The 18,716-nt window shown below is 72.0% G+C and carries 18 protein-coding genes; 7 read left to right on the top strand and 11 right to left on the bottom strand.

The window, feature by feature from the left end:
• Positions 1 to 62 precede the first annotated feature (62 nt).
• Positions 63 to 866, top strand: coding sequence for an SAM-dependent methyltransferase (locus ABZ321_RS23250; protein WP_354894464.1), 804 nt, complete (start codon positions 63 to 65; stop codon positions 864 to 866).
• 123 nt (positions 867 to 989) lie between these two features.
• Positions 990 to 2,492: a methyl-accepting chemotaxis protein gene (locus ABZ321_RS23255; protein ID WP_354894467.1), complete on the top strand. Its 1,503-nt coding sequence runs from the start codon at positions 990 to 992 to the stop codon at positions 2,490 to 2,492.
• Between the two features lie 53 nt (positions 2,493 to 2,545).
• Here the strand turns inward: ABZ321_RS23255 and ABZ321_RS23260 are convergent, their stop codons facing one another.
• Positions 2,546 to 2,692, bottom strand: a complete 147-nt coding sequence (locus tag ABZ321_RS23260; RefSeq protein WP_344499974.1) for a hypothetical protein — start codon at positions 2,690 to 2,692, stop codon at positions 2,546 to 2,548.
• A 373-nt stretch (positions 2,693 to 3,065) separates the two neighbouring features.
• Between ABZ321_RS23260 and ABZ321_RS23265 the strand changes: the two genes are divergently transcribed.
• The 3 genes from ABZ321_RS23265 to ABZ321_RS23275 all read left to right on the top strand — a co-directional run bounded on the left by ABZ321_RS23265 (position 3,066) and on the right by ABZ321_RS23275 (position 6,207).
• The gene (locus ABZ321_RS23265) at positions 3,066 to 4,343 is read left to right on the top strand and encodes an extracellular solute-binding protein (protein WP_354894470.1); all 1,278 of its coding nucleotides are present in this window, start codon (positions 3,066 to 3,068) and stop codon (positions 4,341 to 4,343) included.
• An 80-nt stretch (positions 4,344 to 4,423) separates the two neighbouring features.
• Positions 4,424 to 5,308 (top strand): sugar ABC transporter permease, encoded by an 885-nt coding sequence (locus tag ABZ321_RS23270; RefSeq protein WP_344500726.1) that lies wholly within the window; start codon positions 4,424 to 4,426, stop codon positions 5,306 to 5,308.
• A 143-nt stretch (positions 5,309 to 5,451) separates the two neighbouring features.
• A complete protein-coding gene (locus tag ABZ321_RS23275; RefSeq protein ID WP_344500728.1) occupies positions 5,452 to 6,207 on the top strand; it encodes a carbohydrate ABC transporter permease in 756 nt (251 codons plus the stop codon).
• A gap of 184 nt (positions 6,208 to 6,391) precedes the next feature.
• On the opposite strand, the gene ABZ321_RS23280 is transcribed toward ABZ321_RS23275, so the two are convergent.
• Together ABZ321_RS23280 and ABZ321_RS23285 are read right to left on the bottom strand one after the other, a co-directional pair.
• On the bottom strand, positions 6,392 to 6,769 hold the full coding sequence (locus ABZ321_RS23280; RefSeq protein WP_344499976.1) for a hypothetical protein: 378 nt from the start codon (positions 6,767 to 6,769) through the stop codon (positions 6,392 to 6,394).
• A gap of 54 nt (positions 6,770 to 6,823) precedes the next feature.
• Positions 6,824 to 7,465: a hypothetical protein gene (locus ABZ321_RS23285; RefSeq protein ID WP_354894473.1), complete on the bottom strand. Its 642-nt coding sequence runs from the start codon at positions 7,463 to 7,465 to the stop codon at positions 6,824 to 6,826.
• A 136-nt stretch (positions 7,466 to 7,601) separates the two neighbouring features.
• Between ABZ321_RS23285 and ABZ321_RS23290 the strand changes: the two genes are divergently transcribed.
• On the top strand, positions 7,602 to 8,474 hold the full coding sequence (locus tag ABZ321_RS23290) for an AraC family transcriptional regulator (protein ID WP_354894476.1): 873 nt from the start codon (positions 7,602 to 7,604) through the stop codon (positions 8,472 to 8,474).
• Positions 8,475 to 8,555: 81 nt separating this feature from the next.
• Here ABZ321_RS23290 and ABZ321_RS23295 read toward each other — a convergent pair whose 3' ends face one another.
• The 7 genes from ABZ321_RS23295 to ABZ321_RS23325 all read right to left on the bottom strand — a co-directional run bounded on the left by ABZ321_RS23295 (position 8,556) and on the right by ABZ321_RS23325 (position 14,900).
• A complete protein-coding gene (locus ABZ321_RS23295; protein ID WP_344499982.1) occupies positions 8,556 to 9,089 on the bottom strand; it encodes a hypothetical protein in 534 nt (177 codons plus the stop codon).
• A 79-nt stretch (positions 9,090 to 9,168) separates the two neighbouring features.
• Positions 9,169 to 9,729 carry a hypothetical protein gene (locus tag ABZ321_RS23300; RefSeq protein ID WP_354894479.1) on the bottom strand — a complete coding sequence of 187 codons (561 nt, stop codon included), beginning with the start codon at positions 9,727 to 9,729 and terminating at the stop codon, positions 9,169 to 9,171.
• Positions 9,730 to 9,836: 107 nt separating this feature from the next.
• On the bottom strand, positions 9,837 to 10,829 hold the full coding sequence (locus ABZ321_RS23305; RefSeq protein ID WP_354894482.1) for a DJ-1/PfpI family protein: 993 nt from the start codon (positions 10,827 to 10,829) through the stop codon (positions 9,837 to 9,839).
• A gap of 148 nt (positions 10,830 to 10,977) precedes the next feature.
• The gene (locus ABZ321_RS23310) at positions 10,978 to 11,808 is read right to left on the bottom strand and encodes an SDR family NAD(P)-dependent oxidoreductase (protein ID WP_354894485.1); all 831 of its coding nucleotides are present in this window, start codon (positions 11,806 to 11,808) and stop codon (positions 10,978 to 10,980) included.
• On the bottom strand, positions 11,808 to 13,757 hold the full coding sequence (locus tag ABZ321_RS23315) for a prolyl oligopeptidase family serine peptidase (protein WP_354894488.1): 1,950 nt from the start codon (positions 13,755 to 13,757) through the stop codon (positions 11,808 to 11,810). The genes ABZ321_RS23310 and ABZ321_RS23315 overlap by 1 nt, the downstream gene beginning before the upstream one ends.
• On the bottom strand, positions 13,738 to 14,127 hold the full coding sequence (locus ABZ321_RS23320; RefSeq protein ID WP_344499992.1) for a RidA family protein: 390 nt from the start codon (positions 14,125 to 14,127) through the stop codon (positions 13,738 to 13,740). Before ABZ321_RS23320 ends, ABZ321_RS23315 begins: the two co-directional genes overlap by 20 nt.
• On the bottom strand, positions 14,124 to 14,900 hold the full coding sequence (locus tag ABZ321_RS23325; protein WP_354894491.1) for a hypothetical protein: 777 nt from the start codon (positions 14,898 to 14,900) through the stop codon (positions 14,124 to 14,126). Before ABZ321_RS23325 ends, ABZ321_RS23320 begins: the two co-directional genes overlap by 4 nt.
• Before the next feature lie 93 nt (positions 14,901 to 14,993).
• On the opposite strand from ABZ321_RS23325, the gene ABZ321_RS23330 reads away from it, so the two are divergent.
• A complete protein-coding gene (locus ABZ321_RS23330; RefSeq protein ID WP_354894493.1) occupies positions 14,994 to 15,935 on the top strand; it encodes a LysR family transcriptional regulator in 942 nt (313 codons plus the stop codon).
• A gap of 9 nt (positions 15,936 to 15,944) precedes the next feature.
• Here ABZ321_RS23330 and ABZ321_RS23335 read toward each other — a convergent pair whose 3' ends face one another.
• Complete coding sequence (locus tag ABZ321_RS23335) at positions 15,945 to 18,593, bottom strand: tetratricopeptide repeat protein (RefSeq protein ID WP_344499998.1); 2,649 nt, start codon at positions 18,591 to 18,593, stop codon at positions 15,945 to 15,947.
• Positions 18,594 to 18,716 lie beyond the last annotated feature (123 nt).

The raw sequence follows: 18,716 nt of genomic DNA on the forward strand, positions 1-18,716 counted from the left end.
TGTTGTTGTGACGAACCACTAAGTTCGGTCACGACACAGCACGCCGTCTGGAAAGGACGCCGGTGGACAGCAGCGAGCAGGGCCGGATCGACACCACTGTGCCGCACCCCGCGCGGCGGTACAGTTACTGGCTCGGCGGCAAGGACCACTTCGCAGCTGACCGCGAGTCCGGTGACGCGATCGCCGCCGCCTTCCCGGCCGTCGTCGCCCTGGCCAGGGCCAACCGGGTGTTTTTGCGCCGCGTCGTGCACTTCCTGGCCGAGGCCGGCGTCCGGCAGTTCCTCGACCTCGGCACCGGCCTGCCCGCGCCCGACAACACGCACGAGGTCGCGCAGCGGGTCGCCCCCGAGTCGCGGGTGGTCTACGTCGACAACGACCCGATCGTGATGGTGCACGCCCGGGCGCTGCTGCAGGGCGACCCGCGCGGCGCGACCGCCTACCTCGAGGCCGACGTCCGCGACCCCGACTCGATCCTGGAGCACCCGAGCCTCCTCGAGACGCTCGACCTGACCCGCCCGGTCGGCGTCCTGCTGATCACCACCCTGCACTTCGTCCACGACGACGAGCAGGTCGCCGCCATCGTCAAGCGCCTGGTCGACGCGGTGCCGTCCGGCAGCTATCTGGTGATCACCCATGGCACGATGGACTTCAGCACCCAGCAGGGCATCACCGCGTATGAGCAGATGTTCGCCGCCGGCCGCACCGACGTCCGCGCCCGGCCCCGGGCCACTCTCGAGCGCTACTTCGCGGGCCTGGAGATCGTCGAGCCCGGCATCGTCCCGGTCGGCGACTGGCGCCCCGACACCGATCAGCGCCCGGTCAGCGAGGATCTGCAGATCTACGCGGTGGTCGCCCGGAAGCCGTAAGGTTGCAAGGTTCGGTGCCGATTGGTTGGAAGCGCAACCGTCGCACCGACCGAAGGGGTCACGTTGGGCCTGCTGCGAGCACGTGGTCGAGTCCAGGAGCCCAGCTCCGCGGTCCCCCGGGATGTGGAGGCCTTGGAGCAGCTGGTCGCCGCCCTGGAGCGGGCGACCGACGAGGCGTCGACCTGGCGGATCACGGTCGAGTCGCTGGTCGGCTCCCACGGGTTCCTCTACGGCGCGGTCTGGCTGCCCGGGTCCCCGGGCTCCGCTGCGGGGTCCGTGACGGGGCCGGCCGGTGGGCTGCGGCTCGCGTTCGAGACCGGACCGATCGCCGGGCAGCTGAAGGCGGTTGCCGGCGCGACCGGCGGGCTGGTCGGTCGGGCCTTCCAGGGCCGCCGGCCGATCTACGCCGACGACACCCGCGGTGTCCGGGACTGCCCGCGCTGCGAGGCGGCGACCCGGGCGGGTGCCGTCTCCGCCGTGCTGATCCCGGTGGTCAAGGCCGGCGAGGTCATCGCGGTCTTCGAGTACTACTCGCCGCTCGAACTGCGCGTCGACGGGCCGCGGACCGAGAAGTGGAACGCGATCGCCCGCATCGCCGAGCAGGCCCGCACCCAGGCCTGCAACGCGGTCCAGTTGCAGCAGCTCGCCGACGACCGGCTCGCGGTCACGACGGTTGTCGCCGCGCTCGGCTCGGCACACGACTCGCAGAGCGTGATCCGGGCCGCGCTGGACACGGTGCGCAGCGCGTTCGGCTGGGCGTACGGCTCCTACTGGGAGGTCGACCCGGCCACCCAGGAGCTGCGCTTCCAGCTGGAGTCCGGCTCCGCCGGCGACGAGTTCCGCCAGGTCACCCTGGCGGCCACGTTCGCCGAGGGCGTCGGCCTGTCCGGTCGCGCGTGGCGGGCCCGTGACCTGGTGTTCATCCGCGATCTCGCCGAGTTGACGGATTGCGTACGGGCACCGGCCGCCCAGCGCGCGGGCGTCAGGTCGGGCATCTGCTTTCCGATCATGATCGGTGACCGGGTCATCGGCACGATGGACTTCTTCACCAGCGAGTTCATCGAGCTCAGCGAGTCCAGGGCGTCAGCGCTGCGCAACGTGCAGCAGCTCGTGTCGCAGCGGCTCGACATCTGCCGCGCGCAGGAGACCGCCGCCACCAACGCCCGCGACCTGCTGGACTCGATCTCCCGGCTGCGCTCCGCCAGCCAGGACGCGACCCGGGTCGCGCGGGAGGCGGTCGCCCGGGCCTCGGAGATGACCACGAACGTCACGGCGCTGAGCGAGTCGTCGACCGCGATCGGCGACGTCATCAAGATCATCTCGTCGATCGCCGACCAGACGAACCTGCTCGCCCTCAACGCCACCATCGAGGCCGCCCGCGCCGGCGACGTCGGCAAGGGCTTCGCGGTCGTGGCCGGCGAGGTCAAGGATCTCGCCCGCGAGACCGCCACGGCGACGCAGAAGGTCGCCGAGCAGATCGCCGGCATCCAGACCAACGCCCAGTCCGTCACCGACGGCATCCACGTCACCAGCGAGACCATCGGCCAGATGGACACCGTGCAGGCCCGCATCAACGAGGTCCTCGAGGACCAGGCCCGCATGGCGAAGCTGCTCGAACGCGGCTGAGGGCCCTCGCGCGACGAAGGCCCGGCCGGATCGGCCGGGCCTTCGTCAGTGCGTCACTTCTGCGAGCCGGACTTCGGGGCCTTCTGCGACAGCGCGCTGCCGGCGGCCTGCTTGTCCGCGCTGGTCGCGTCGGGGTCGCGCAGGACCTCGCTCGCCGCGGAGGCCGCCTTCTCGCTGGTCTGCTTGGTGTTCTCAGCCATGAAAACCGCTCCTCGCATTCGTTGCCGATCGGCGCCGCGCCGGGGGAGGCGCGACACACCACTTAGGAGAGTGGTTGCCCGCTGCGGCACCGGTTCAATCAGCCCGCGTGGATCGCGACCGGCGCTTCGGCGTCACGCGTCCGTGGCGATGATCGACCGCGTCCGGGTATGAGAAGCCGAGGTAGCGAGTTTCGTCAAGTCTCGTCAAAAGTCTGGGCCATGTGCCGTCACATCACAGTTTGATTGCCGTGAGTTGACAGAACAGCCTGTGCGGGACGAAGGTTCGGGCAGGTCTTTCAATCATGCTCAAACATGTTCGACCACACACCGACATCTCTCAACACCCCCGTGTAATCCCCGCACAGGAGGACACATGCGCGTCAAGACGCGTGCGCTCGTCACCGCCGCCGGCCTCGCCCTCGCCCTCGTGGTGAGCGGCTGCGGCGCCGACGACGGCGACGGCAGCAGCAACGGCAGTGGTGGCAGCAAGAAGGTCGAGGTCTTCACCTGGTGGGCCGACGGCGGTGAGAAGGCGGGCCTGGACGGCCTCGTCGCGCAGTTCAAGACCGACTGCTCGCAGTACGAGTTCGTCAACGGCGCGGTCGCCGGCGGTGCCGGCTCCAACGCCAAGCAGGTCCTCGCGTCCCGCCTGCAGCAGAGCGACCCGCCGGACACGTTCCAGGCGCACGCCGGAGCCGAGCTGTCCGACTACATCAAGGCCGGCCAGATCGAGGACCTCAGCGCCCAGTACAAGGAGTGGGGCCTGACCACGGCGTTCCCGAAGGGTCTCGTCGACAGTCTCACCGTCGGCGGCAAGATCTACTCCGTGCCGGCGAACATCCACCGCGCGAACGTGCTGTGGGCCAACAAGACCGTCCTCGCCAACGCGGGCATCACCGCGCCGGCGAAGTCGCTGCCCGAGTTCTTCACGCAGCTGGACACGTTGAAGGCCAAGGGCATCGCGGCGCCGCTCGCGCTGGGCAAGGACTGGACACAGCAGATGCTGTTCGAGGCCGTGCTCATCTCCGACCTCGGCGCCGACAAGTTCAACGGCCTGTGGAACGGCAAGACCGACTGGGCCGGCGCGGACGTGACGACCGCGATCAACGACTACAAGAAGCTGCTCACCTACAGCAACAAGGACCGCGACACGTTCGACTGGACCGACGCGGAGAAGCTGCTCATGGAGGGCAAGGCCGCGTTCCAGCTCATGGGTGACTGGGAGGCCGCCGACCTCGACGCCAAGAACTTCAAGGACTACAGCTACTCGGTGTTCCCGGGCAACGGCGACGCCTACCAGTGGCTGGCCGACTCGTTCGTGCTGCCGAAGAACGCCAAGAACGCCGAAGGCACCAAGTGCTGGCTGAAGACCCTCGGCTCCGCCGCCGGCCAGAAGGCGTTCAACGTGAAGAAGGGCTCCATCCCGGCCCGCACCGACTCCGTCGCGACCGACTACCCGGCCTACCAGCAGGCCGCGATCGCCGACTGGGCCAAGGGCACCCCGGTCCCGTCCTGCCCGCACGGCTCGGCCTGCTCGCAGGGCTGGCAGGGTGCGGTCGGCTCGGCGCAGGGCAAGTTCTCCAGCGACGGTGACGTCGCTTCGCTGCAGAAGGCGCTCGTCGCCGCCGCCAAGCAGTTCGCCGGCAAGTAGGTGTCTTCGCGCCGGGGCTTTTTCCAAAGCCCCGGCGCGTCGGTGATTGGAGAACGTTGACCACCAAGAACACGGCCCGGATGCGCCGGTGGGCGCCGGGCCTGCTGCTGCTGTCCCCCTCGCTCGTCGTGCTCGGCGTCTTCGTGTACGGCCTCATCGGCTGGACCGCGAAGCTGTCGCTGACCGACGAGCACGACGCGTTGGGCAGCAAGGGATTCGTCGGGCTGAAGAACTTCGTCGACCTCTTCACCGAGGACATCAACGACCGGTTCGTGCACTCGCTCAAGAACCTGCTCGTCTTCACCGTCGTCTTCATGCTCGGCGCCCTGCTGATGGGCCTGCTGTGGGCGTTCCTCCTGGAGCGCGGCGTGCGCGCCGAGGGGTTCTTCCGGGCGGTGTACCTGTTCCCGATGGCCGTGTCGTTCGTCGCGTCCGGCGTCGTGTGGCGGTGGCTGATGAACTCCGGCACGGGCGACGCCGCCGGCGGCCTGAACCGCATCTTCGCCGACCTGCACCTGGGCTTCCTGCAGAACCCGTGGTGGACCGACCCCGACTGGGGCATGGCCGCGATGGCCCTGCCCGCGATCTGGCAGCTGTCGGGCTACGTGATGGCCCTGTTCCTGTCCGGGTTCCGCGGCATCCCCGCCGAGCTGCGCGAGGCCGCCGCGATGGACGGCGCCTCCGGCTACCAGCTCTACCGGCACGTCATCTTCCCGCAGCTCACCCCGACCGCACTGTCGGCGCTGATCATCCTCGGGCACATGTCGATGAAGATGTTCGACCTGATCATGTCGGTGTCGGGCGCCCAGTGGATCACCGAGGTCCCCGCCGTGTACGTGTGGCAGACGCTGCTCACCAGCGACTACGCCAAGGCCGCCGCGATCTCGGTCATCCTGCTGCTGCTCGTCGCGGTCGTCATCATCCCGTACCTGGTCTACAACAACCGCGTGGAGCGACGCTCATGACCGCCACCATCCCACGCGACGCCGCCGACGCCGCCACGGTGCCGTCCCCTGGCCGCAAGCCGAGCGGCGGGATCAACCGTCGCTCGCCGCTGGGGCGGGTCATCACGTACGCGCTGCTGCTGCTTTTCCTCGTCATCGTGCTGATGCCGGCGTACGTGCTGATCGTGACCAGCCTGAAGTCGGGCCGCGAGATCGGCGTCAACGGCCAGTGGAACCTCCCGCACGAGTGGACGTTCGCGTCGTGGGAGAAGGCGTGGACGTCGCTGCGGCCGTCGTTCATCCGCACGTTCGAGCTCGCCGTCCCTGTCGCGGTCATCTCCTCGATCCTGGGCGCCGCCAACGGTTTCGTGCTGTCCCGCTGGCGCTTCCCCGGCGCCGACGTGGTGTTCACGCTGATCCTGTTCGGCATGTTCATCCCGTACCAGGCCGTCATGATCCCGCTGCGCTCGATCGTCCACGACATCGGCCTGCCGCCCGGCATCCCGACCCTGGTCTTCGTCCACTGCGTCTACGGCATCCCCATCTGCACGCTCATCTTCCGCAACTACTACGCCACCACCGTGCCCGTCGAGCTGATCGAGGCGAGCCGCGTCGACGGCGCCGGCATGCTCCGCACGTTCGGGTCGGTGATCCTGCCGCTGTCCGCACCCGGCTTCGTCGTCACGGTGATCTGGCAGTTCACGTCGGCCTGGAACGACTACCTGTTCGCCATCTTCATGTCCAACACCCGCAACGGCCCGATCACCATCGCGCTCAACGCCCTCGCCGGCGCCCAGTCCCCGGACTACGCCGCCTCGATGGCCGGCGCGCTGATCGCGTCGCTGCCCACCCTGCTCGTCTACATCGTGCTCGGCCGCTGGTTCATCGGTGGTCTCATGGCAGGCTCCGTCAAGAGCTGACTACGTGCCCCGCGGCGGGCTCGGCGCATCCGGGCCGAGCACCGTCGCGGGCTCCTTCCTCCGCCGCACCGCGGATCCCGCAGCAGCCGGGCGAGCGCGTCGGCGTCCTTGACCGGGGTGGCCAGCTCGGTGAGCGCGGGATCGTCGTAGACGTCGGTGCCGACGAGCAGCGCGTGCCGGGCCATCAGCCGGCGGCCCCGCGGTCCGCCAGCGCGGCGACGACCTTGGCGAGCGCCTCCTGCTGCGCCGGGCCGAGGTCGCCGTCGATCTCCAGCTCGACGTCGCCGGCGGTCAGCCTGATCCGTTTCGCGGCGTGCCGGTTGATGAACGCGACCGCGATCTGGCTGATCGCGGTGACGGTCGCGGCGGAGAACACCCCGGCGACCGCGAGCTGCCCGATCGTCTGCGCGGCACCGGACTTCGCCCCCTCCGGCGCCGGCGCGGTGACCGGCACGGCGTCGACACCCGCACGCCACAGCTCGGCGCCGAACAGCCGGGTGGCCTCGTCCTGCGCCCCAGCGTCGTCGGGGAACAGGCTCACAACGGTCAGCTGCACATCCATGCGGACCATTGTGCTGGCAGAAGCCCGCCCCGCGGAGTCACGACACCGGCAACGTCAACCGCTGACGGCCCGGCGGGACTGCTTCGCCTCGACGGCGACGAGCTCGTGCAGCCACTCGCCGTCCGGGCGCCCGTGCCGCTCGGTGTGTTCGCGGCGGATCTCGGCGACGTGCCCGCCCGCCGGGAGCCTGGTCGCGTCGAACGCCACGACCGTCGCCGGCCCGGAGCTCAGCCACGCGGACGGGTCGAGCCCGAACTCCGCCATCGCGGCGAACACGCCGTCGCCGCTGCTGTCGACGAGCGGGAACTCCTCCTCGCACGGCAGCGGCTCACCGATCGCCATGCCGAGGGTCAGCCCCGCGAACGACATGAACGCGTGCCGGACGAGGTCACCGTCGCGCGCCACCGTCAGCCAGTACGAGCCGGAAACCGTCTCCGCACCGGCGCCGACGACGGTGCCCAGCGCCTTTGACATCTCGATGATCATGTCGGCCGCGTCGGACAGCATCATGGACGCGTCGACCAGGAACGCCCGGCCGTCGCCACCGCCGAGCAGCAGTCCGAACTCGCCGGCGTCCGCGTCGGCGGTCCGGTCGACCACGGCCCCCGTCGCGAACTCGCCCGCGTGCCGGGACAGCTCCTCCAGCAGCGCGGCGGGTTCGGCGGTGGCGACGAGGTATCCACAATGCAGGCCCATGGGGTCGCACCTTAACCGCCGCAGCGGTGTCGGTGTGTCCCGCGGCGGCGATGCTGGCGGATGATCGGATCGGTCCGCAGGTGTCGGGCGCGACCGGCCCGCGGGCGGCGAGGCTGGACGTCGAAGGGAGGCCACTGTGATCGCAGCGCTCAACCGGCTCGTGGACCACGTCGAGCGGCACCTGACCGGCGAGCTCGACGTCGCCGGGCTCGCCGCGGCGGCCGGCACGACGGAGTACCACCTGCGGCGGATGTTCTCGTCGCTGGCGGGGATGCCGCTGTCGGAGTACGTGCGGCGGCGCCGGATGACGGTCGCCGCGGCCGACGTCGTGCAGGGCAGCGACGACCTGCTCAGCATCGCCGTCCGGTACGGGTACACCTCGACCGAGGCGTTCGGGCGGGCGTTCCGGGCGGTGCACGGCGCCGCGCCCGGCGACGTCCGGCGGGACGGTGGCCCCCTTCGCACTCAACCGCAGGTCAGGTTCCGCCTGACCGTCGAAGGGAGCAACCCCATGGACACCCGCATCGTCGAGCGGCCCGCGTTCCGGCTCATCGGGCACGCGGCCCGCGTGCCGCTGATCCACCACGGCGTCAACCCGCACATCCAGGCGCACATCGCCGCCCTGCCGCAGACGGAGCACGTCCGCCTGAAGGCGCTGAGCGACACCGAACCCGGTGGCCTGCTGCAGGTCACCGACGACGTCGACCCCGATGCCGCCGAGGGCACCGAGCTGACCTACCTGCACGGCGTCGCCGTCGGTCAGGCCTCGGCCGTACCGGAGGACCTCGACGCCATCGAGGTCGCGGCCGGCCGGTGGGCCGTGTTCCGCACCAGCGGCCCGTTCCCGCAGACGCTGCAGTCGACCTGGGCGGCGACCGCCACCGAGTGGTTCCCCTCCAACCCGTGGCGCCTGCGGCCGGGCCCTTCCATCGTCTCGATCCTCGACCGTGCCGCCGACTTCACCACCGCGACCTGCGAGCTCTGGCTCCCGGTCGAACCGGCTTCGTGAACGGCTGACCTCGACGCGGGACCACCGCGGCGCGTGACCGTCCGACATGGACCGTCACGCGCCGGTCGTGCGTTCAGGTCGTCAGCAGAGCAGTTCCAGCCAGTAGGCGCGGTCGTTCAGGTAGCCGGGCATGTTGCCGAACCCGTGCCCGGCCAGGACAGGGGTCAGCGTGAACCACTCGTCCTCGAACCGGATCTTGGCGCCGCCGGTCTGGTTGTTGTACCAGGAGGAGGCGCCGGCGCGCTGGCCGGTGGGGAAGCCGTACTCCGGGAGGCGGTAGGTTCCGCAGCGGTAGAAGGCGTACCCGTAGCCGGCCCGGTTGGCGTCGGCGTGCACGCAGGCCCGCCCGGTCCCGCACCAGCTGCCGGCCGCCTCTCCGGTGACGGTGAGGACCACGCCGTCGTCGGGCCAGGCGACCTGATCGGCGGACAGCCGGGTCGCGGCCGGGTCGGTGGCAAGGATCCTGGCGATCTCAGCGTCGGCGACGGCGCCCGGCGGTGCCGCGCCGGCCGGGGCCGCCGGCGCGGCGAGCGGCACGAGCGTGGCGAACGCGAGGGACAGGGCGACACCGAGCACCCCACGGCGGCGGCGGGGTGTCGCTTGAGCGTTGGTCATCGGAGCTCCTCGGGGATCGGCGCGGCCGCGCGGGCCGCACCGTTGGACGAATTCAGGACAGTGGTGCGGTGAGGGACCTTCACCCGGCGAGGCCGAGCACGACCAGGCCGAGCCCGAGCGGCAGGTCCAGCGCCATGCAGGCCTCGGCCAGCGAGCGGGACACGACCGTCCCGCGGCGGTGGTGCAGGGCGTCCCACGCCGCGTGTGCGGCCAGGACAAGCCCGGCCGCGACGAGGCCGGCATTCGGGTCGAGGGTCAACGCGGCGAGCCCGAGACCGCCGTACACGACGCCGGCGACGCTCTGCGTGACCACCTGGCGGCGCGGGCCGCCGACGATCAGGGCGCCGGCGGCGAGCACGGCCGCGGTGGCGCCCAGCAGCACCCATCGACCCGTGCCGGCGATCTCCCCGACGGCGATGACGACGCTGCCGGCGGGCACGGCCACCCACGCCATCCACGGCCGGTGCAGCGCGGCCGCCGCGACGTAGCAGAGCGCGGCCACCCACACGCAGGTGACGGCGGTCTCCCGGTCGGCGACGGTGAGCAGCACGGCGGTCGCGGCGGCCAGTCCGACCGCGGTCGGCCAGCGGCGCGTCAGCCACGAGGACGTGTCTCGATCGACGGTGTGCGAGGGGTTCATGCCCTCACTGTGACCACGCCGCGGCCAGGTGAGGGAGCGGACCCGGCATCGCGTCAGGAATCCTGGCACTCCGGGCAAGGGCCACCCACATCACGGCTGCGAGCCGGCTACGAGCCGGCAGGGAGCGCCGAAGACATCGACCGGTACTGCGACGGCGGCACCCCGTACTGCGCGACGAACGCCTGCCGGAGGGTCTCCAGCGACGTGAACCCGCACCACCGGGCGACCAGCCCGATGGGGTGGCCGGTGGTCGACAGCAGCCGCGCGGCGGTGTCCAGCCGGGTGCGGCGCACGAACCGGCCGGGTGGCATGCCGAGGTGCTCGATGAACAGCCGGTGCAGCTGCCGTGCGCTCACGTCGCAGTGCTTGGCCACCGTCGCCGTGTCGAGCGTGGTCGCCAGGTGTGCGGTGACGTAGGCGACGGCCTCGCGGACCGTCACGTGGTCCGGGTTCGGTGCGGTGAACACGCTCATCTGCGCCTGGTTGCCCGGCCGCTGCAGATAGGTGACCAGCGCCTGCGCGACGATCCGGGCCAGGTCGGGCCCGCAGTCCTCGGTCACCAGCGCCAGCGTCAGGTCGAGGGCGCTGGTGACACCGGCGGACGTGGCGACGCGCCCGTCGCGGATGAAGATCGGCCGGGCATCGACGTGGACGGACGGGTACTGCCGCGCGAGCGCGTCGGCGTAGTGCCAGTGCGTGGTCGCCCGGCGGCCGTCGAGCAGCCCGGCGGCCGCGAGCACGGTCGCGCCCGTGCACACCGACGTCACCCGCCGGGCGAGCGTGGCGAGCCGCCGGACGTGCGCGACGATCGCCGGGTCGGCGGCCGCGGCCTCGTGCCCTCGACCCCCGGACACGACCAGCGTGTCGATCGCACCCGTCGCGCGCTGCAGCGACCCGTGGCTGTGCAGCTCCAGACCCGAGTCACAGCGGATCGGCTGCCCGTTCGGGGAGACCAGCTCCGTCCGGTACAGCGCCCGCCCCGCGACACGGACGGCCAGGTCGAGCGTCGAGGTGACGCAGGCGATGTCGAGCAGCTCGGACCCGTCATACCCGACGACCACGACCCGCCGCGCAACGCCGTCACCAGATGCGTTCGCCATCTCCGCATCCTCCCAGACCGCCCCCGCCGACATGCCGGCCGCGCCTGTCGCGGACAGCATCGCGGCATGTCGATGGCGTCAATTACGGCTGAAACCACAAATGTCCACTATGGACACCGGGGCGGGGGCCTCGGCCGGTGGCCGGCGTTCAGGGTGGCGGCGCCGCGGTGAGGTCGATGCTGAGCCGCCAGAGCCGCGTTCTGACGTCCTGCTGATAGGCGGTGGGATGCGCGCGCGCTTCCGCGGTGCGGTCGAAGAAGCGGCCGGTGGTGCCGGCCAGCTCGGGGAGCCTGATCAGGCGCCAGGTCGCGGCGGTGCCGGCTTCGAGCGTGTCGACGCTGTGACCGAGGCCGGCCAGCACCATCTTCGTCGGCATGTACGTGGCCGGATGCAGGCTGTTGACGGTGATGGGTTCGCCGCGCAGGCGTTCGGCCAGTTCGAGGCCGGCGATGATCTGGGCGAGCTTGCTCTGCCGGTACGCGCGCACCGCGGTGTAGCCGTGTTCGAGCATGACATCGGCGAAGTCGATCGGGTGCTGGCCGATGGAGGCGACGTTGACGATCCGGGCGTGCGGTGCGCGGCGTAGGAGGTGCAGCAGCCGCAGGGTGAGGTCGAAACCGGCGAGGTGGTTGACGGCGAAGCGCAGTTCGTGGCCGTCGGCGCTGAGCTGCCGGTGCCGCTCTTCAGGCCCGCCGAAGCCGACTCCGGCGTTGTTGACGAGCGCGTCGAGCCGGTCGGTGGCCGAGGCCACGTCGCGGGCCAGCCGGCGGACCTGCGCGAGCTCGGACAGGTCCGCGCAGACGGTGGCCGGTTGTGGGCAGCCGTGCCGGCGACGCAGCTCCGCGGCGGTGTGGCGGAGTTTGCCGGGGTCGCGTCCGTGCAGGACGAGCCGGGTGCCGTCGGCCGCGAGCCGGTGGGCCAGGGCGCGGCCCAGACCGTCGGTGGCGCCGGTGATCATCACGGTGGGCGGGTCGATCATCATGGATCTCCTGCCACGCCGGTCAGCGGGAGGCGCGCGACGCCCGGTGGGTCGAAGCCGAAGAGTTGGCCGTAGAAGCCGAGCTCGGCGTCCAGCGCGGCGGCGACGGTCTCTGACCTGCCGAAGACGTGCCCCTCGTCGGCGAACACGAGCAGGGCGTGCGGCACCTGCCCGGCGGTCAACGCCCGGGCCAGCGCCTGCGCCTGCTCCAGCGGGACGACCGGGTCGCGCTCCCCGTGCAGCAGCAGTACCGGCCGGGTGACCGCGTCGATGTGTGACAGCGGTGACCGGTCGTCGTAGGTGGCCTGCGCCTCGGGTAGCGGCCCGATGAGCCCGTCGAGGTAGCGGGACTCGAATTCGTGGGTGTGCCGCGCGAAGTGGCTCAGATCGGCGACGCCGGCGTAGGAGACGCCTCCGGCGAACGGCGAGCCCGGCCGCGTCAGTGCCAGCAGCGCGGTGAGCCCGCCCGCGCTGATCCCGCGGATGGCGATGCGGGACACGCGGCCGCGCTCGAGGAGGTCGCGGGCGACGGCGATGCAGTCGGTGACGTCGGCGACGCCCCACTGTCCCCGCAGCGCGGTGCGGTGCCGCCGGCCGCGTCCGCTCGATCCGGTGTAGTCCACGGCGACGAAGGCGAGGCCGCGGCTGGTGAAGTAGGCGACTTCGGGCTGGTGGTGCTGCGGAAAGGACGCGGTGGGGCCGCCGTGGGCCCACATGATGGCCGGCGGCGCGGTGCCCTCCGGCAACCGGTACAGCGGCGAGGTCGGCGGGTAGAAGTGCACCGGCACCTCCCCGTCGGGGGTCGGGACGGTGCGGCGGTGCGGTCGTGGTGTCCAGGCCGGATCCGGCTGGGGCGGCTCCGCGAGGACGGTCCAGGCGCCGGTCACGGTGTCGACCTTGACGAGGGCGGGTGCGCGGTCGTCTGCCGCCGCGACCCCGGCGACGACGTCACCTTCGGCGTCGAGCCATGGCAGCCAGCTGGTGAACGGGCACTCGAACGCGGCCGCCGTGCCGTCCGGGTCGAGCACGACCAGCCGACCGCCGGACACCACCGCCGTGCGACCGCCGGAGACCGGGACGTGGCTCCGGAAGCCCAGCTGCCACAGCGGGACACCGCACTCCTGGGCCACCGGCCACATCGGGACCGGCTCGCCGTCCGCGGAAGGGTGGGCCGCCGGTACGGCGACGAGATTCCACCACCCCGTCCGGTCGGTCGCCGCGCACACCGTGCGGTCGTCCATCCACGACGGTGCCAGGACCGACTCCTCCGGTCCGCCGAGGACGACCGTCACGTCGTGGATGGCGGGACGTCCCTGATCGAACGTGAGCGCCGCGGTCCGCAGCAGCGTCCCGTCCCAGGGCATCAGCGGATGCTCCCAGGTCAGAAACGCGATGCTCCGCCCGTCCGGTGAGATTGCCGGTGCCGCGACGAAGTCCGACCCGGTCCACAGGTCGACGACGGCACCGGATCCGTCGAGCGCCACCGCGACCAGCGCGTGGCGCACCGTGGCCCGGTGGCGTTCGGCGACGCACACGACCCACCCGGTGCCTGGAAGCTCGGTCGGCTGCGCGTACCGGTCGGCGAGGCCGGTGTCGGGTGTCAGGGGCAGGGCCGTGCCGCCGTCCACGCGGTACAGGCGCTGATCGGCGAAGTCGCTCGTCACCAGGGTCTGTCCCACGACGGTCCAGCCCTGTCCGCCGTACTCGTGCACCCTGGTGCGCGCGTCGAGCCGCCGGGGGAGCACCTCGCGCACCGAGCCACCGCGGTCGTGGCGGAACACGCTCATCCGGCCGGTGCTCCCGGGCGTGGTCTGCGCCCACCACACCGTGTCCCCGCCGTCGCGGACAGCGACACCGGCGTAGGCTACCTTGTCCGCCGCGGTGACCGGGCTCGGCCACATGCCCGGCGGGAGGACGGACGCCGCAGCGTCAGCGGACCGCGAGGGCATCGATCTCCACCCGGAACGCCGGGTCGATCAGGCCCTGAACCAGCACCAGCGTGCTCGCCGGCGGCCGGGCCAGGTCGATGTGCCGATCCCGCACGCGCCGGAACGCGGCGAGGTCGGCGCGGTCGGTCAGGTACACGGTCAGCTTCACGACGTCGTGCAGGCCCGCGCCCGCCGCGGCGAGCGCGGTGGCCAGGTTGGTGAAGACCTGGGCGACCTGCCGTTCGGGATCGCCGGCACCCACCAGGTTCCCGTCGGCGTCCAGCGGCACCTGGCCGGACACCAGGATGCTGCGTCCCTGGTGGGCGACCGCGTGGCTGTACCCGTTGACGGGCGGAAGCCCGCTGGGTCGTACGTAGTGCTCCTGCTTCATCTGTGCTTCCTTCCCTGCGGGTCGATCAGGCGTTCGGTGCTCACCGTGCGGCAGTCCATCTCGAAGTCCAGGCCCGCCACCGGGGGCCGCGCGGGATGCCACGTCACGCCGCGGTGCGGCGCGAACCCGGTGGCGACCGGGCCGGTCAGGACCGCGTGGATGTCGTGCGTGGAGTACACCTGCACGACGTGTGGCGCTTCGCCGGTCACGCCGAGGCCGGCCATGCGACCCGTCAGCTCGTCGAGCACGAACCGCGCCTTGTCCAGCAGGCCGCCGGGCGTCGTGTCCCCCGGGGCGACGACATGGTTGTGGTAATTGTCCAGGCCCTCGGGGACTTCGGCACTGCCGGAGACGACGAAGTCGGTGACCGGGCCGGCGGTGGCCGGCACGGTGAAGCAGAACGCATGCATGCTCGGCTCGTCGACCAGTCCCGCGGGTGGGCACACGTTGGTGCGGGCGACCGGGCTGCCGCCATCGTGCAGCTGGACGCCGAAGGCCGCCAGGGCGCCCACGTACCGGCCGTTGAACGCGGTGAACTCCGCCTCCGTGAACGGGGCCGGCGTGCGCAGCTCGCAGGCGCACAGCGCGGCCGGCGGGCGGCCCGCGGCGTCGATGATCTCCGCGGCCAGGTTCAGCCCGTCGTGCAGTGCCACGGGGGAGGAGAACTGCACCCGGGTCAGGGCGTGGCCCTCGGTGCCCACCACGCCCTGGGAGTACTGCCTGACGCCCGGCAGGAAGGCGTAGCCGAACGGGGTCGGCACCAGATCGGACACGGCACATCCTCGGGATCGGCGGGAGCGGGTCGGTTCACCGACGAGCCTTGCATTCGCCAATTGAGATGACCAGAATGATTTGTGGCAGCGATCTTGCGAAAAGTTCGCAAGATCATCGAGAGGTTTGGAGGTGGCCCGCTGCACTCGACCGAATCATCGGCGCTGCGCTACTTCCGCGAGGTCGCGGCCACCGGCTCGGTGATGCGCGCCGGTGCGAACCTGTTCGTGGCGCCCAGCGCCGTCAGCCGCCAGATCCGCCTGCTGGAAGAGGACCTCGGCGTGCCGCTGTTCACCCGCGGCTCCCGCGGGATGACCCTGACCGCCGCCGGGCACCACGTCCTGGAGTTCGCGACGCACACCCAGCAGCGCGCCGCCGACCTGCGTTCGGAGCTCGACGCCGACCGGCACGGCGTGCGCGGACACGTCGTCATCGCCACCGTCGAGGGCCCGCTGGGCCGGTACATCCCGGACACCCTCCAGGCGCTGGCCTCCACCCACCCCGACATCCGCATCGATGTCCGCGTCGCCGGCTCCCACGACGTCGGTGCCGCCGTCGCCGAGGGCACCGCACACCTCGGGTTCGTCTTCGGAGCGCCGACCCGCTCGGATGTCATCACGCTGAAGGACCAGCCGTTGCCCCTGTCCGTGATGGTCCGCCCCGACCACCCGCTCGCCGGGCTGCCGGCGTGCTCGCTGCGCGACGTCGGCGATCATCCGGTCGCCCTGCCCGGCACGCGCTTCGGCATCAGGCAGGAGGTGGACCGGGCCTGCGCGGAGACCGGTACCCACCTGAGGATCAGCCACGAGGTGGACTCGCTCGCCCTGTTGCGCGACATCGCGGCACGCACCATGACGGCGATCTTCATGGCCGCCGAGGACACCGCCGCCGAACTGGCGCAGGGCACCCTGGTCCGCGTCCCCCTCACCGACCGGCGGTTGACCAGAACCCGCCTGACCCTGGTGAAAGGGCTCCAGCCCTACAGCTCTCCCGCCGCGAGGACCGTCGGCGACGCGCTGCTGGCGGCCATGGACTGATCCGTTGGCCTACCGGCCGTCGAGCGCTGTGAGGTCGGCGCGGACGTCGGCGGCGTGCGGGGAGCCGAGGTCGGTGTAGAGGGCCAGGGCGTGGTCGTAGTGGTGCCGGGCGAGGGCGGGGTCGCCGAGGGCCCGGTGGGCGTGGCCGAGGCTCGCGTGGGCGCGGGCCCGCTGGTCGCGGGGGGCGGTGCGGAGCACGGTGGTGAGGTGGGGCAGGGCGTCGGTGGGGCGGCCGGCGGCGATCGCGGCCTCGGCCAGGCCGTTGAGTGCCCGGGTCTCGCCGTCCCGCTCGCCGGACTTCTGGAAGAGGGCGAGCGCCTGCTGGTGGAGGTCGGCGGCCCGGTCGGGCCGGCCGAGCCGGGTGTGGACACTGCCCAGGCCGTCCAACGCCCAGGCCTCGCCGCGGGGCCAGGCGAGTTGCCGGCACAGCGCGAGCTCCTGCTCGTGGTGCTCGGCGGACGCCTGGTAGCGGCCCCGCCGCATCTCGGCGATGCCGAGGTTGTGCAGGGCCATGGCCTCGCCGCGTGGATAGCCGGTCTGCCGGAACAGGGCGAGCGCCTGCCCGTGGTGCTCGGCGGCGGCCTGGTAGAGGCCCCGGAAGTCCTCCACGACGCCCAGGTTCATCAGGCTCATGGCTTCGCCGGTGGTGTGACCGGCCTGCCGGAACAGGGTCAGTGCCTGCCTGTGGTGGTTGGTGGCGACCTCGTACCGCCCCCGGTGCTCCTCGACGTTGCCGAGGCTGGTCAGGACGCGGGCTTCGCCGATCGCGTCGCCGAGCTGCCGGTACAGGATCAGGGCCCGCTCGTGGTGGTCTGTGGCGACCTGGTGCCGCCCCCGGTGGTCGTCGACCCGGCCGAGGTTCAGCACGACGCGGGCTTCGCCGACCTGGTCACCGGCGCGCTGGAACAGGGTCAGCGCCTGTGCGAGGTACTCCCCGGCGGGGTCGGTCCGGCCGAGGCCGAGGTTGGTGGTGCCGAGGGCGAGCAGCGTGTGGGCCTGCCCGGCGACGTCGCCGGTCTGGCGGGCGGCGTCGCGGGCGTGCCCGTGGATGGTCAGCGCGTCGATGTAGTGGCCGCCTTCGAGGTGTTCGTACAGGGCCATCGACAGCCGCACCGCGTGGGTGGGCAGACCGTGGACCGCGGTGTGGGTGACGGCGGCCAAGAGGCAGGGCCGTTCGGCGTCGAGCCACCGTTGGGCGGTCTCGGGGTCGGTGAGGTCCGGGGCGGCTGCGACTGGCGGGGGAGTGCCGGACTGGTCCTGGGCGCCCGCGGGGTGCAGGAGACGCGCGGCCGCCGTGGCGGTGGCCAGGTAGTAGTCGAAGAGCCGGGTCGACGCCGCCCTGCGGCCGGTCTCGGGGTCCTCCGCACTGGCCAGGCTGATGGCGTAGGCGCGGAGGAGGTCGTGCATGGCGTACCGGCCGGGGCCGGTGGGGTGCACGAGGTGGGCCCGGGCGAGCCGCTCCAGGGCGTGGCGGGCCGGCGCGAGGCCGGCGCCGGTGAGCGCGGCGGCGCTGTAGGCGTCGAAGTCGGGGCCGGGGTGCAGGCCCAGGAGGCGGAAGGTTCGGGCGGCGTCGGGCGGAAGGTGTCGTATCGACCAGGAGAACACGGCGGTCACGGCGGCGCGGGGGTCGCCGTCGGCGTCGAGAAGGTCCAGGCGCTGCTGGTGGTCGGCCAGCTCGTCGACGAGTTCCGTGATGGGGGTGGTGGGGCGGGCGACGGCGAGTTCGGCGGCGACCCGTAGCGCCAGTGGTAGCAGGGCGCACTGGGCGGCGAGTGTGGCGGCGGCGGTGGGGTCGGCGTCGATGCGGTGGCCGATCAGGCGGCGGAGGAGGGTGACGGCGTCGTCGGGTGGGAGCAGGTCGAGGGTGAGGCGTTGGGCGCCGTGGACGGCGACGAGTCCGGCGAGGCTGTCACGGCTGGTCACCAGCACCATGCACGGTCCGGTGCCGGGCAGCAGCGGGCGGACCTGTTCGACGGTGGCGGCGTTGTCCAGGACGATGAGCATGCGCCGGCCGGCGATCTCGGTGCGGTAGCGGGCGGTCCGTTCGTCCAGGTCGGCGGGGATGTCGGGGCCGGTGACGCCGAGCGTGTCGAGGAACCTGGCGAGGACGTCGTCGGGTCTTGCGGGTTGGTCGGGGTCGTAGCCGCGGAGGTTCACGTACAGCTGGCCGTCGGGGAACCGGTCCCGGGTCTGGTGGGCCCAGTGCACGGCCAGCGCGGTCTTGCCGACTCCGGCGGTGCCGGCGACGGCGGAGATGACGACGGTCGCCGACCGGTCGGCGTTGTCGAGCAGTTTGGTGAGCTGTCGCAGGTGGTTGGTGCGGCCGACGAACCCGGCCACGTCGGCGGGCAGCTGCGCGGGCGCGGGCCGTCCGCGTGCCGGGGCCTCGTCCGCCGGCTGCTGCCCGGCGTCGTCCAGCGCGGACCGGAAGAACCGGTCCCGGTCGTCGCCGCGCAGCGCGAACGCGTCGGCGAGCAGCCGCACCGTGCTGGCGCGTGGGCGGTCGATCCGGCCGGCCTCGAGATTGCGGATGCTGCGGGCACTCACGCCCGTCCTGGCGGCCAGTTCCTCCTGCGTCATGCCCCGCCGCTGGCGATGGGCACGCACCTGCGCGCCGAACATCCGATCCTTCCCGTAGATGCCGAGCCCCGACGGCATCAGTACCGGGCCGGACCCATGCCGGGGCCCAGGATCTCAGCGGCGGAAGTTGCCGGTCAACTTCCGCCCGCCGACCTCGCGGCCGCCACTGCGCCCGGCGATCCTGGGAGACATCCCGGACAC

Source organism: Dactylosporangium sp. NPDC006015, assembly GCF_040614215.1.
Taxonomy (GTDB): domain Bacteria; phylum Actinomycetota; class Actinomycetes; order Mycobacteriales; family Micromonosporaceae; genus Dactylosporangium; species Dactylosporangium maewongense.

What these genes read in the sequence shown, in the direction of transcription:
- ABZ321_RS23260 (WP_344499974.1), bottom strand. Translation starts at nt 2,692, where the DNA reads ATGGCTGAGAACACCAAGCAGACCAGCGAGAAGGCGGCCTCCGCGGCG.
- ABZ321_RS23265 (WP_354894470.1), top strand. Translation starts at nt 3,066, where the DNA reads ATGCGCGTCAAGACGCGTGCGCTCGTCACCGCCGCCGGCCTCGCCCTC.
- ABZ321_RS23270 (WP_344500726.1), top strand. Translation starts at nt 4,424, where the DNA reads ATGCGCCGGTGGGCGCCGGGCCTGCTGCTGCTGTCCCCCTCGCTCGTC.
- ABZ321_RS23275 (WP_344500728.1), top strand. Translation starts at nt 5,452, where the DNA reads ATGCCGGCGTACGTGCTGATCGTGACCAGCCTGAAGTCGGGCCGCGAG.
- ABZ321_RS23280 (WP_344499976.1), bottom strand. Translation starts at nt 6,769, where the DNA reads ATGGATGTGCAGCTGACCGTTGTGAGCCTGTTCCCCGACGACGCTGGG.
- ABZ321_RS23285 (WP_354894473.1), bottom strand. Translation starts at nt 7,465, where the DNA reads ATGGGCCTGCATTGTGGATACCTCGTCGCCACCGCCGAACCCGCCGCG.
- ABZ321_RS23295 (WP_344499982.1), bottom strand. Translation starts at nt 9,089, where the DNA reads ATGACCAACGCTCAAGCGACACCCCGCCGCCGCCGTGGGGTGCTCGGT.
- ABZ321_RS23300 (WP_354894479.1), bottom strand. Translation starts at nt 9,729, where the DNA reads ATGAACCCCTCGCACACCGTCGATCGAGACACGTCCTCGTGGCTGACG.
- ABZ321_RS23305 (WP_354894482.1), bottom strand. Translation starts at nt 10,829, where the DNA reads ATGGCGAACGCATCTGGTGACGGCGTTGCGCGGCGGGTCGTGGTCGTC.
- ABZ321_RS23310 (WP_354894485.1), bottom strand. Translation starts at nt 11,808, where the DNA reads ATGATCGACCCGCCCACCGTGATGATCACCGGCGCCACCGACGGTCTG.
- ABZ321_RS23315 (WP_354894488.1), bottom strand. Translation starts at nt 13,757, where the DNA reads ATGCCCTCGCGGTCCGCTGACGCTGCGGCGTCCGTCCTCCCGCCGGGC.
- ABZ321_RS23320 (WP_344499992.1), bottom strand. Translation starts at nt 14,127, where the DNA reads ATGAAGCAGGAGCACTACGTACGACCCAGCGGGCTTCCGCCCGTCAAC.
- ABZ321_RS23335 (WP_344499998.1), bottom strand. Translation starts at nt 18,593, where the DNA reads ATGCCGTCGGGGCTCGGCATCTACGGGAAGGATCGGATGTTCGGCGCG.